We start from the raw sequence: 13,220 nt of genomic DNA on the forward strand, positions 1-13,220 counted from the left end.
ATCGGTCAAATAACCGACCCCGCCGCAAGCCGGCGATGGGCATCGTGCCCATCCTGGATGGACGCCATTTAGGCCCGAGTCCTAGGGGCATCGTCAGAGATGAACGACGACGGTTTCGCAATTCGTGTTTTCGACGCGGTCAAAGCGCTTGCCTTTATCGGCGACCTCAGCATGGGCCAACCGACCGACCACTCGTCGCGCACGGCGTGGCTCGCGGCCCGGCTGGCCCGCGCGTCCGGTCTCGACGAATCCAGCCGCACCGCGGCGGTGGAGGCTTCGCTGTTGCGCTGGTCCGGTTGCACCGCGAATGCGTCGGGATTCACCGATGTGCTCGGCGACGATGTCGCGGGGCGAGAGGCCATGCTGGCGCTGCGACCCGACTGGGCAGGACCGCTTGAAGCGCTCGGCGGGGTGAGGGTCGCTCTGACGCCCCTGACTCAGATCCATTGCGAGGTGTCCAGCGAAGTCGCGCGGATCATGGGACTTGAGCGCGAGACCGAGGCCACCCTGCGGCACATCTTCGAGAAGTGGGACGGCAGCGGCATGCCAGACCGGTTGCCCGGCGCCGCGGTGCCGGATGCCGTATTCGTGGTGTGGCTGGCCGGCGACCTGGAAATATTCAGCCGTGTCTACGGACTCGGGCGTGCGCTCAAATCGATCGCCCACCAGGCCGACGCGCGCTATCCGCGGCGTTTGGCGATGATCGTCATCGCGCAGGCGTCGCAATGGCTGGATGCTCTGGAGCATACCGAAGTGGCTCGGGCCGACAACGAGCTGATGACGCCGCAGATGCGCCAGACGACGTCGGCCGAACTCATCGCCGACGTCATCGATCTCAAGCTGCCGTGGATGACGGGATTCTCGCGCGCAGTCGCGGCGACGGCCGCCACGTGCTGCGCACGGCTCGCGCTCGACGCAGCGGCACAGGACCGCCTCTACTGCGCAGGCCTGATTCACGGCATAGGGCGCGCGGCAGTGCCCAATGCGCTGTGGCAATCGGCGGGACGTCTATCCGCATCCGCGTGGGAAAAAGTACGGCTCGTCCCGTATTGGACCGCGCGCGCGGGCAAGCAGACCGGGGCGCTCGCGCAGGTCGCCGAGCTTGCATCGTACGCATACGAACGGCTCGACGGCTCTGGGTATTTTCGAGGCGTGAGCGGCGAAGCGTTGACGCTCGAGGCGCGTATTCTCGCCGCGTCAGTGGCGTGGGTCGCCCTGCGCTCCCTGCGGCCCTGGCGCGACGCCATGCCGGCGGACGAAGCAGAGAAGGTGTTACGCGCGGAAGCGGACCAGGGACGATTCGATAGCGATGTCGTCGATGCGTTGATCGTTTCCAGGCCTACGCCACGTGGCGGCACCCGCTCGCGGCAGCAGGCGGCGAGTCTGTCGGCGCGTGAAACGGACGTGCTACGTGCGATCAGCCTCGGTGCGAGCAACAAGGAGATCGCTCGCGAACTGGCGCTGAGTCCGAGCACGGTGCGCACCCATGTCGAAAGCGTGTTTCGCAAGCTCGGCTGCTCCACGCGTGCTGCGGCGACATTGAAGGGCTCGACCATGGGGCTGCTGTGAGCGGGCTGGCGGCCGATCAGCCGTTTCCTAAAGGCTGCTGGTACTGACGCGCCCACGGCCACCGCATACTCCAATAGTCGATAAGACTCACGACCCCCGCAACTCACGGACCCCCTTACCTATCCGCCGCCGAAGTAGCGTCCGCAATGTGACGCCGTCTGCGTAGCCGACCTGCTCGGCGATGCGATCCACGCTGTCCTTGCTCGTTTTCAGCAGATGAACGGCGCGCTCGACCCGCAGATCCTGTATGTACTCGACGGGCGTTTTACCGAGCACTTCATTCAGACGCCGCGTCAACGTTCGCGTGGACGTAGCCAATGCGTTCGCGACGTCGTCAAGGGCGATGGCCGTGTCGAGGTGTTCGCGCACCCAGCGGTCGAAACGCTCGACGAGCGGGTCCGAATGGGCCAGGTGATCGGAGATCGCAAAGGCCGACTGCGAGGGTCGCGAATCGAATACGAGGTACTTGCCCACCAACGCCGCAAGCTCCGGGCTGTTGTTGCGGATCAACCAGAGCGCCAGGTCGAGATGGCTCAGGGCGGCCCCTGCCGTCACTGTGTCGCCGCTGGGAACCACGATGCGATGCACATCCAGATGCACGCGCGGGTAACGTTGCCGAAACACCGGCGAGAGCCACCAGGTGGTGGTGGCTTCGCCCCCGTCGAGCAAGCCGCTTTCGGCCAGCACGAAGGTGCCCGTGCAGGCAGCGCCGATATGGGCGCCGGCATGGTGCCACGAGCGCAATGCACCTAGCGCTTCGATCACGTCGGCCCGGCCGAGCGAAGGCACGAGCAGGTCCGTCGTCGTCCTGTTGAGCGCGGGTACGACGACCCAGTCCGGGGCGGCCGCATCTCTCATATCGCGGACGGGAACCTGCAGCCCAAGCGCGGTGCGCACTTCTGAGCGCATCCCTACAACGGTGATATCGAAGCCCGGTGTGGCCATCCCCGTCGCGCGCGCGAGTTCGTTGGCCGTCGTCAAGGCGTCGAGCACCGTGGTGAGGCCGGTGTCGAACACCCCCTCGAGCGCGAGGACATATATTCGCATGGCGGGATTGATACCAAAATTGTCGATTGAGACAGTATTCTCCCAGGCGCTCCATTTGTAAAGTTTGGCTCACCGGGTGAATGGATCACGCGGAACTGGAGAGCAAAGATGATCACGAAAGCGCTATTCGTACGACTTGAAGCCAAGCCGGGCAAGGAGCAGGCGGTCGCAGACTTCCTCGACACTGGCCTCGAACTCACGAATCGGGAGGCGACCACACCGATCTGGTTCGCCCTCAGACTGTCACCGACGACGTTCGGCGTCTTCGACGCCTTTGCGAGCGAAGAGGATCGCCAGGCACACCTGCACGGGAGCATGGCCGGTGCCCTGATGGCTCGGGTCGACGAGATGCTTGCGAGCCCTCCGTCGCTAGAACCGATCGACGTTCTGGCTATGAAGAACAGGCTGCCGTGATTCGCGGTTAGCCATCACCGATCAATCCTCGCCCGTCAAGCGCGATTGCGCGAAACGACGGCACTTAGGTAAAACCTTGGAGCTTCAAATGTCTGCACTGCGAAACAAACTGGCCATTGCCGCCCTGATTGCCCTGGGCACCGCGATGGCGCACGCCGAGGCGAAGGCGGCCTCGAAAGATGTTGTCATTGTCCACGGCGCACTGGTGGATGGTTCCGGCTGGCGGGCCGTCCACGACCTCCTGGTCAAGGATGGTTACCATGTGGCGATCGTGCAAGAACCGCTCACGGGCCTCGCCGAGGACGTCGATGCGGCCAGGCGCGTCATTGATCAGCAGCAGGGCCCGGTGGTGCTGGTCGGTCACAGCTACGGCGGCTCCGTGATCACGGAGGCAGGTGCGGACCCGAAGGTCAGCTCGCTCGTCTACGTGGCCGCACTGCAACCCGATGCGGGCGAAGCCAGCGGCCAGCTTTTGCAAAAGTTCGCCGCGCCCAACGATGCGATGCGAGCGACGCCGGATAAGTATTTCTTCCTCCCGCCTGCGAAGTTTCGTGAGAACTTCGCAGCGGACGTCTCGCCCTCGGACGCGCAATTCCTGGCGGACTCACAGGACCAACTCGCCGAGAAAGCATTGGGCGCGCCGGTCTCCGTGGCGGCATGGCGAACCAAGCCCAGCTACGCCATCCTGACTACACAGGATCACATGGTGAGCCCTCAGCTTCAGCGCTGGATGTATCAGCGCTCGGGTGCCAAGGTGACCGAGGTGAGCGCAAGCCACGCTGTCTTTATCTCTCAGCCAGCCACGGTCGCGCGAGTGATTGAGGCTGCGGCGAAGTCGACGAACTGACCGGTGATCGTCTCGATGGGGCACCTGTCGGCTTTGCGCCGACCGCCGACAACGTCGCCAGTCGGCCCGCCCCATCACAGATAGCCACGGTGGTTCTCAAATCGCGTCAATCGCAGGTGCATGCCACTCAGCTTGGCACATGACCACAACCCTTCCCGGATGTCCCCACCATGCTATTACTGATCCTTGCCTACCTCGGCGGTGCATTGACCATTCTGAGTCCGTGCATCCTGCCGGTGCTACCTTTCGTATTTTCGCGAGCAGACCGCCCGTTCGCGCGCAATGGACTGCCGATGCTAGTAGGCATGGCGCTGACCTTTGCCGTGGTCGCCACGCTGGCCGCCGTCGGCGGCGGCTGGGCCGTGCGCGCCAACCAGTACGGCCGCTTCGTCGCCCTCGCCGTGCTCGCCGTGCTTGGCCTGACCTTGCTGTCGGAGCGCGTCGCCGAATGGATCACGCGTCCGTTCGTGGTGCTTGGCAACAAGCTCACCGAGCGCACCGGGAGCCAGGACGATTCGGTACTCTCGGCGGCCGGGCTGGGCGTGGCCACGGGGCTGCTGTGGGCGCCCTGCGCGGGCCCGATCCTGGGCCTGCTGCTCACGGGTGCGGCCCTCAAAGGCGCCAGCGTACAGACAACGTTGTTGCTGCTCACCTACGCGGCGGGCGCGGCGACCTCGCTCGCGCTGGCGCTGCTGATTGGCGGACGCGTCTTCGCCTTGATGAAGCGTTCGCTGGGCGCGGGCGAATGGGTGCGCCGCGCCCTTGGCGTGCCCGTGCTGGCGGGTGTGGCCACCATCGCGCTGGGGCTGGATACCGGGCTGCTGACACGCGTGTCGCTGGCCAGCACGGGCGGCATCGAACAGAAGCTGATCGACGCGGCGCGTCCTGCGCCTCTCGTGCAGATCGCCGTGAAGGCCGGCGATACGCTGCCGGTGGAAGGCGATTTGCCCGCGCTCGATGGCGCCACCCAGTGGCTCAACAGCCCACCGCTCACGGCGCAGTCGCTGCGCGGCAAGGTGGTGCTGGTCGACTTCTGGACCTACTCCTGCATCAACTGCATCCGCTCGCTGCCGTACGTGCGGGGCTGGGCTGACAAGTACAAGGATTACGGCCTGGTGGTGCTCGGCGTGCACGCGCCCGAGTTCGCGTTCGAGAAAGATCCGGGCAACGTCGCCCACGCCGTGAAGGACCTGGGCGTGAACTACCCTGTCGCACTCGACAACGGTTACACCATCTGGAAGGCCTTCAGCAATGAGTACTGGCCTGCGCATTACTTCATCGACCCGCAGGGGCATATTCGTCACCACCATTTTGGCGAGGGCGACTACAAGCAAAGCGAGGACGTGATCCGCCGGCTGCTCGCCGAGGCCGGCCAGAAGAACCTGCCTGACGGCTACGTGCAACCGGTCGCGCAGGTCGCACAGGCCGCCGCCAGCTCGGGCGATGCCAATCGCTCGCCGGAAACCTACGTGGGCTACGCACGCGCACAGAACTTCGCCGGTGGGCCGGTGGCGCAGGACGCGACTGCCACGTATCACGCGGCCCAGACCCTGAAGGTCAACCAGTGGTCGCTCGACGGGCGCTGGTTGGTGGGCGACGAAACTGCGCGGCTTGACAGCCCTGACGGACGCATTGTTTATCGCTTCCGTGGCCGTGACTTGCATATGGTGCTGGGGCCCGGCGGCGACGGCCAGCCCGTGCGCTTTCGCGTGCTGATCGACGGCAAGGCGCCAGGTGCCGACCGCGGCACGGACATCGATGTGAATGGCAACGGAACGGTCACCGGGCAGCGTCTCTACCAGCTCGTGCGGCAAGCCCATGGCAGCGGCGAACGCACCTTCGAAATCACGTTTCTCGACCCGGGCGTGCTGGCTTACGCGTTCACGTTCGGCTGAGTCCCACCTTGGCGCAAGAAGAGCCTCATCCCCCACCTTCACACCGTAACCGCCTCCCCACAGGGTGGAAACTTCGCCGCCTCGCAGCATCCACAAGGGTGCTCGCCCGAGGTTCGCGCGAGCTTCCTGTCGCTGAGCTGATCTCAAACGTCCGGATGACGCCGTGCGAACGGCGGTCGGTCCGCGCATTGCGCCGTGTCGGTTGGGAGATATATTTTCGGGTGTCGCCCTCCGCCCCTGGGAAGGTCTGCGGCCCATTTCAGCGCGACATTGGCTGAGGGCGCGCGCAGTCGCCCCGGCTGTCTCGCGGGAGGACTCGCACGCGCGCACCGATTGACGTGCAACTCGTGAAGACTACTCGTGCAGCACCGAGCCCAGCTGACGTGGATCAATGCCGTCGGTCATTTGGTCAGCGATGAACCGTCAACTGGACGCGCACGGCGCGCGATATCGGCACCAGGCAGTGGCTCATTCAAAGTTCAGTGAGTACGATGCGGCCGTCGACGTTGCCCTCGCGCAATGCGGTGAACACTTCGTTAATGTTCTCTAGCCGCTCATGGTGGATATGTGCGCGCACTTTTCCGTCGGCCGCGAAATCGAGCGATTCCTGCAGGTCGCGACGCGTGCCCACGATGGAACCGCGAACCGTGATGCCATTCAGTACCGTGGAAAAAATCGGCAGCGGAAAGTCGCCGGGCGGCAGGCCGTTCAGCGCGACGGTACCGCCGCGACGCACCATGCCGAGCGCTTGCGCAAACGCACCGCGCGAGACAGCGGTCACGAGAACGCCATGTGCGCCACCGATCTGTTTCTGGACCTCGCTGGCAGGATCGGACGTCGAGGCGTCGATGGTGATTTGCGCACCGAGTTTGCGCGCAAGTTCCAGCTTGTCGGGCGCGACATCCACGGCAACGACATGCAGGCCCATCGCGACGGCGTACTGGACCGCGACATGACCGAGGCCGCCGATGCCCGAGATGGCGATCCACTGACCGGGCCGGGTGTCCGTGACCCGAATGCCTTTGTATACGGTGACCCCGGCGCAGAGGATCGGCGCGATTTCGTCAAACGCGACCCCGTTCGGTAGATGACCTACGTAGTCCGGATCGGCGACCACATATTCGGCGTAGCTGCCGTTCACGGAATAGCCGGTATTCTGCTGCTCGTGGCAAAGCGTCTCCCAGCCCGTCTGACAGTATTCGCAGTGACCGCATGCGGTATAGAGCCACGGCACGCCAACGCGGTCGCCTTCCTTCACGTGCGTGACTCCCGCGCCAATCGCCGCGACATATCCGACACCCTCGTGACCAGGGATGAACGGCAGGCGAGGCTTGACCGGCCAGTCACCATCGGCGGCATGAAGATCGGTGTGGCAGACCCCGGACGCCTTCACGTTGACGAGAATCTGACCCGCAGCGGGCGCAGGAACCGCCACTTCTTCTATCCGCAGCGGCTCGCCGAAGGCATGGACTACCGCAGCTTTCATGAATTGAGCCATCAGTCGCTCCTCAGTGAGTTTGTGATTCTCACGAGTATCCTCGCCAGGCCCGCTAATGCTTTGCGATAGATCAATGTAAACGACCCGCCCTAACGTATTGATCTAAGAGCGTAAGTGGAAGCGGACCGTTGCACCGGCATCATCCGGCGACTCAAGATTCTCCAGTACCGGACCAGACGAAGTGCAGGAAAACAAGGCCGCCAAAATGGCTCGAATCGAATCGTCCGTCATTCCTTCCGGATTGCACAGCCGGAAGAAACGCATGCCGTCGCAGAGGCTGAGGAGGGCCGCCGCGAGCGCTTCAGGTTGAGCAGGCCAGCCGCCGTCGCCTGGACGCGCGCCTGCGCACAGACACGCAGCCAGCTTCGCCAGCTTCTTTTGCCGCAGCCCGGTGACCCGCTCCCGAACCGTGCTATCGCGGGACGAAAGGAGGCCCGCTTCGACCCACAGCGGGAAGCAATCATTGTCGAATTCAGCGCAACTCAGACGCGCGAGTGCGCGACCCTTTTCCTGGTCCGGCGCGCCAGGCGATTTGATGATCGCCTGCCAGTCCGCACACGTCTTTTCTACATCGCGTTGCAGCAATTCGAGTAGCAGTTCCAGCTGGCTGCTGAAGTTTGAATAGAAGGCGCCACGCGTGTAACCGGCCGCCTCGGCGATGTGTTCCACACTCGTCGCTGCCAGGCCCCGCTCGATGAACGAACGGCGCGCTGCGTCGAGCAGGCGCTCTCGGGTCTGCTCTTTTTTGCATGCGCGTGTCACGCGTACCGGTCTCATGGATGGATACACAGCGCCGGCATCAGTCGACCTCAACCGCATTCGTCGACTGAACGAGGCCGATCTCGCCGACATACACGCTCTCGCCCAACACGCATTCGCGCGACGCATTGCCCAGCGCATGACGAATCTCGATCCGATAATGGCCGCTATCTTTGATGAGCCGCGAGAACCGGAAGTCGCCGAACGCGTCGGTGACGGTTTCGGCGACCTTCCGATTGCACCAGTACAACGCAACGGCCGCATCAGCGACACACTCGACGACCTGCCCCACCTGCGCGCTGACACTGCCGCCGATAAAGCAGGTTTCCCAACGATCGAGGCCGCTGTACCAGACGCGCGGACTGGTTTTTAGTCTCGGTTCCAGAACCTTGAGTCCTTCCCGTCTTGCCTTCTCTGCCATCGCGGCGTCATCGAGCCTGACGGTTTCGAAAACGCCCGTTGGGCAGGACTGTTCGCATCGCGGGTGCTGCCAACCCTGATCCAGCAGATGGGCGTCGAAGATCCATGTCTGCGGCAGTTGCAATGCTTCATTCCATACGATCGCCTTGTATGGACAGGCCTTGACGATGTCCTTTCTGCCCCGCGCCTTGTCCGGATCAATGATGACGATGCCATCGGCGCGCTTGCGAATGGCGTCGCCGCCTACACGCATGCATGGTGCGTCGTCGCAGTGGTTGCACATCACTGGCAGGTACGTCGTCTCGACCATGTGCGAATCGCCTTGTACGCGGCGCATGATGCGAATGCTGCTTTCGGTATCGGCCGAAGCCGGTGCCGAGTAACCGGGAAACTCGTTGCCAACGTGCTCGTCGCGAGCTGCGATCACGCAGTTCTGGCAGTTTTCGCAGCGCCCGACCTTGATAACCAGATTCCACTTGCTCATGGCGTTTCTCCTCACGCTGCACGACCGAGCAGGAACGCATCGGCGCCTTTCCATTTTTCGACCTGCACGAGGCATGAGTTCGGACTCATGCTGCTGGTGCCTGCCGTTTGCGAGCGGTCGGGCGTGAGCATGTTCATGCAGCCGCCAATCTCGACACGTTCGCCGTCCACTTCGATCATCTGGAATTCCGCGCTCGCCTCGTATGACTTGACGACGCCTGGGGTCAACAGAGCGGATACATCAGCCGCACAGATTACGGCGCCGCGGTCGTTGTAGACCTTGACGAGGTCACGATGAGCAATGCCCCGCGCGGCCGCGTCTGCGAACCCGAGCCTCAGCAGCCAGAAGCGATGCCCGCCGATCAGCGCACGATGATCCTCGACGCTGTTGACTGACGAATTTTTGCCGTCGCAATGGGTATGAAAACTGTAGCGGCTGTGAGTTGCGATTAATTGCAGCGGATAGCGCCCGGCCCGCTCGCAGCGCAGACCTTCCCACGACGGGATATACCTGTTCAGTGCGGGCCGCTCGGGGTTGTCGGCGGTGTGCCGCTTCAGCAACTCGGGTATGAACTCGAGCTTGCCGCTCGGCGTCTGCAACCCCATGCCGAACTTTTCGGCATACTGCGACGGCATGGGATGCGGTTCCTGCAAATCCTTGCGACGACCTTCCGCGAACCAACGCATGTCCACCGGATGGCGCAGTTCGGGCTTTTCAGACGGTACGACGAAATAGCCCTTGCGGCAGAATTCGCGCCAACAAACGTGATCCGGCAGATCCGACGATTCGAATACCCGCTTGACCCAATCGAGTTCGCCGCAGCCCTCGGTGAACACGCCGCCCAGGCCAAGACGGGTCAGAATCGCGGCGAAGATATCGTAGTCCGAGCGGGATTCGCCCAAAGGCTCGATGCATTTGTGCTGCATCGTCACCATGCGATGATTGACGGTGTTGAAGCCATGATGCGCATAGCCGCCCGAATTCGACCACTCGCCGATGTCCCATCGCTCGAGCGACGTGCAGGCCGGCAGAATGATGTCGGCGAACTGCGCCTCCCCTTCCATCCAGATCGACTGGTTCACCACGAACTCAATGCTGGAATGCTGATAAGCATCGGCCCAGCGTCCGGACTTCGTGACGGTACTGAAAGAAGAGCCACCATAGCGATAGATCATGTGGATCGGTGAATAGCCCGGCATCGGGTAGCTGAACGGCGCGAACTGCGCTTCCTGAGACATACCGTCCCACAGGTATCCTGTCGCATGGCCGTTGATGATGGCATCGGGTAGCTGCTGCCGCGGGACCATCTGTTTGACGGGATTCATCGTCAGGATGTGCGGCATGCGCTGATAGTTGTTGACGGCATTGGCGGTCCATGCGAGGTCGCCAGACATCCCACCGTCCGCGTAGCCGGGAAAATAAAAGTGGAGGTCGTGCGGAGCACCCAACTGCAGACACCCAAAATTGACGCCCGGCTTACCCCATCCCTGCATCGCCATCATCATGATCATGCAGCGCGCCCATTGCGCCCCGGTCGCGCCGCGTCCTGCCCCGCCGAAACCCGCGCCTGTCATGCCAACAGAGAGATAGACCTTCTTTTTTCCCCACAGGCGAGCGAGCGCCCGCACATCCTTCGCGGGCACGCCGGTCTCGGACTGCTGCCATTCGGGCGTCTTCGGCACGCCGTCCGTATCGCCCAGCAGATAGGCGCGCCACTCGTCGAAGCCGGTCGTGCGGTTGGCAACGTAGTCCTCGTCGTATAAACCCTCCACGGCCCAAACGTACATGATCGCGGTCGCGAGAGCTGCATCGGTTTGCGGTCGAATGGGAATCCAACGCCCGCCCAGCAACTGCGAGGTCGGATTGCAGTGTGGGTCGATGTGCACGAACTCGATGCCCAGTTCTTTGGCCCACAGGCGCCGCGGCGTACCCTCGAAGCCCGCATACGCCCCGTTAGTGCTTTCCGGATCGGAAGACCAGAAGACGATCATTTCCGCCTCCTTCAGGCAGTCTTCAATGCCGCCATAGCCTGACGGCACACCGACGCGCATCGAATTGCCGAAGTGATGCATCGCACCCCAGTACCAGCCTTCCCAACTGTCCGGATTCGCGGCAACCCGCGTGAAGCCAATCAGATTGGCGAAGCGGGTGAGCGCGCTGAGGTAGTAGCCGACGTTCCCCCACTGATGATGCGACGACATGGGGAACGTAATCGAGCCGGGACCGTGAACACGCTTCTGCCGGTTGATTTCTTTCGCGACGATGTCCAGCGCCTCGTCCCAGCTGATCGGCACGTAGCCCGACTTGCCGCGGTTCTGCGGATTGCGCTCGCCATCAGGGTCGAAGTCAACGCGTTTCAACGGACGAAGAATCCGTTTGTCGGAATAGACAAGCGACTTGATCGCCAATGCGTGCGGCGCGACCAGACCTCGCCGTGGTGGGCTGAAGCGGCGCCCGCGCGCCTCGATTTCCCAGCTGGCGGCGTCCTTGCCGTCCAGATCGATGGGCGTCACCCGAATGATGCGACCATCCTTCACGTACACGAACAATGGGCCACCGTTCGTGCAGGTCGTGTACCGGCGTGTGCCGTCCCGCATTGGCGTGCCCATCGGCAGTCCAATGGTTTGCATCATACTGAGCGTTTGCATGAACCACACCAGCAGTTCATCGTCGCCTTCCGTCACCACCTTGAAGTTCTTTGCCGCATGAATGATTTCAGCATGGTCCTGCCGTGGGGAAAGGAATTTCAGGGCCGTGCCGACGTCTTTGAACAGAATACTCACGTCGGCTTGCCAACCTGTGCAAGCGCGCGATCGGATGCGACCGTTCCTGATTTCGACGACGCGGCCGAGGCTCCGGTCCATCAGCCCAATCTGGGCGACGATGTCCCGCTCCTTGAGGCGCTGACGATAGGCGGGAAAGCGGCGTGCCGTCAGGTCGAGTACTTTGGGCAGCGCGAACAGAATCGATTTGAGCACTTGTCGCTTCATGGTTTCACCCGAGATGAAACATTGAAGCAGGAGATGGCCAAAGCGCTTGCACAACCATTATTCCCACGCGCGCAACCGGAACCGTACGCCGCAGCGTTACGTCCATCGGGGCGTCATTAGCGTGTATCGAATGATCGCATTTCCTCGTTTTGTTGTGCATTTGAACCTCAAAACTGGTTGAACGTATTCCGCCGTGTCCGGCGCCTGAAATGCTGTCCTTGCGGGCTAGAAGGTATAAGCGACATTCAGGAAAACATTTACCGGATTGAGACGGATCGTCGATTTCGAAACGATTTGCGTCCCATTAGCCGTTGTGCCGTCCAGCGTAAGGTGAGTCTTTACGGGAACGTAACCGACGCTGGCTCCTACTGACCAGTGGTTCGTCATCGCGTAATAAGCCCCGATCTCGAATACCGGATTCCAGGACGAACTGAGGGATGCGTGCGCCGAGCCACCCGGTCCCAGACTGTCAGTGACAAATTGGCTGTTAGTCGTACGCACCTGGGTGAACCACGTATAGTTCACGCCCAGCCCGATGAAAGGACGGAACTTTGACTGGGCGGAAAGCAGGTGATATCGAAAGACAAGCGCGGGCGGAATCGGCCGCGTCGAGCCCAGAGTGCCATACTTCGCGAGCGCGCCATCCCCGACCAGATCCACCGTCAGTGGGAGCCCGATGAGCGTCGCAACGCCGATGTGGTCGGTGACGTAGTACTCGGTCGTGATCCCAATTGTGTCCGTGGACGTCGCGTGCGCCCCAGTACCGGGCAGTTGCTGGTTCACTGTCATCCCACCCACGCTTTCCACGGTCAGCGGCGTTGCACTACTCTGTGGCGCGACGTGGAGCCATCCGGTCGCCACGGTAAAGCTCCCAGCCGTCTGGGCGTTCGCATTACCAGCAAGCGCGGCCGCACAGAGGCACACCGCAAAACCAGCGGATCGAACCGTTCTCCTGTCTTTCATCAAGTGTCTTCTCCTGTCTCATTGGCTGAATACTTTTTTTGTCGCCTACCGCTCAGGGCGCTGCTTGGGGCGCCCGTGACGGCCTAGCGTCGGCATAGCTCTCATTCGATTGCATCGAATCACATCACGCCCGCTTTTTATGCAGTCGTACTAAGTGAAATGACGCGCCTTCACGTCTCTGCTGATGCCATCCACCGCGCTTCTTCTTCGTGCCTCCAGCAGAAGCGTCCGGTTACAGGTCTATACCTGGCGTGAAATTCCGACGCGCTCTCGATAACCCGATATGTCAGTGAAACCGAATTGACGGGCGCGCAGCCTCCGGCGGGAACACCCG

10 protein-coding genes are annotated in these 13,220 nt (G+C 62.5%); 4 read left to right on the forward strand and 6 right to left on the reverse strand.

Annotated features, from left to right (window positions below; all coding sequences use genetic code 11):
* Positions 1 to 99: 99 nt before the first annotated feature.
* Positions 100 to 1,569 (forward strand): HD domain-containing phosphohydrolase, encoded by a 1,470-nt coding sequence (locus G5S42_RS08160; protein WP_176106300.1) that lies wholly within the window; start codon positions 100 to 102, stop codon positions 1,567 to 1,569.
* Between the two features lie 87 nt (positions 1,570 to 1,656).
* Here G5S42_RS08160 and G5S42_RS08165 read toward each other — a convergent pair whose 3' ends face one another.
* Complete coding sequence (locus tag G5S42_RS08165) at positions 1,657 to 2,616, reverse strand: GlxA family transcriptional regulator (RefSeq protein ID WP_176106301.1); 960 nt, start codon at positions 2,614 to 2,616, stop codon at positions 1,657 to 1,659.
* A 108-nt stretch (positions 2,617 to 2,724) separates the two neighbouring features.
* On the opposite strand from G5S42_RS08165, the gene G5S42_RS08170 reads away from it, so the two are divergent.
* From G5S42_RS08170 to G5S42_RS08180, 3 genes are all read left to right on the forward strand, one after another.
* On the forward strand, positions 2,725 to 3,030 hold the full coding sequence (locus G5S42_RS08170; RefSeq protein ID WP_176106302.1) for a putative quinol monooxygenase: 306 nt from the start codon (positions 2,725 to 2,727) through the stop codon (positions 3,028 to 3,030).
* Between the two features lie 88 nt (positions 3,031 to 3,118).
* Positions 3,119 to 3,877, forward strand: coding sequence for an alpha/beta fold hydrolase (locus G5S42_RS08175; RefSeq protein ID WP_176106303.1), 759 nt, complete (start codon positions 3,119 to 3,121; stop codon positions 3,875 to 3,877).
* A gap of 170 nt (positions 3,878 to 4,047) precedes the next feature.
* Complete coding sequence (locus G5S42_RS08180) at positions 4,048 to 5,772, forward strand: cytochrome c biogenesis protein DipZ (RefSeq protein ID WP_176106304.1); 1,725 nt, start codon at positions 4,048 to 4,050, stop codon at positions 5,770 to 5,772.
* A 472-nt stretch (positions 5,773 to 6,244) separates the two neighbouring features.
* Here G5S42_RS08180 and adhP read toward each other — a convergent pair whose 3' ends face one another.
* From adhP to G5S42_RS08205, 5 genes are all read right to left on the reverse strand, one after another.
* The gene (gene adhP / locus G5S42_RS08185; protein ID WP_176106305.1) at positions 6,245 to 7,270 is read right to left on the reverse strand and encodes an alcohol dehydrogenase AdhP; all 1,026 of its coding nucleotides are present in this window, start codon (positions 7,268 to 7,270) and stop codon (positions 6,245 to 6,247) included.
* Positions 7,271 to 7,372: 102 nt separating this feature from the next.
* Positions 7,373 to 8,032, reverse strand: coding sequence for a TetR/AcrR family transcriptional regulator (locus tag G5S42_RS08190; RefSeq protein WP_312883541.1), 660 nt, complete (start codon positions 8,030 to 8,032; stop codon positions 7,373 to 7,375).
* A 37-nt stretch (positions 8,033 to 8,069) separates the two neighbouring features.
* Positions 8,070 to 8,933 (reverse strand): 4Fe-4S dicluster domain-containing protein, encoded by an 864-nt coding sequence (locus G5S42_RS08195; RefSeq protein ID WP_176106307.1) that lies wholly within the window; start codon positions 8,931 to 8,933, stop codon positions 8,070 to 8,072.
* A gap of 11 nt (positions 8,934 to 8,944) precedes the next feature.
* Positions 8,945 to 11,923, reverse strand: coding sequence for a molybdopterin-dependent oxidoreductase (locus G5S42_RS08200; protein ID WP_176106308.1), 2,979 nt, complete (start codon positions 11,921 to 11,923; stop codon positions 8,945 to 8,947).
* A 225-nt stretch (positions 11,924 to 12,148) separates the two neighbouring features.
* Positions 12,149 to 12,886 carry an OmpW/AlkL family protein gene (locus G5S42_RS08205; protein WP_176110430.1) on the reverse strand — a complete coding sequence of 246 codons (738 nt, stop codon included), beginning with the start codon at positions 12,884 to 12,886 and terminating at the stop codon, positions 12,149 to 12,151.
* Positions 12,887 to 13,220 lie beyond the last annotated feature (334 nt).

This window comes from Paraburkholderia youngii (assembly GCF_013366925.1).
Classification (GTDB): domain Bacteria; phylum Pseudomonadota; class Gammaproteobacteria; order Burkholderiales; family Burkholderiaceae; genus Paraburkholderia; species Paraburkholderia youngii.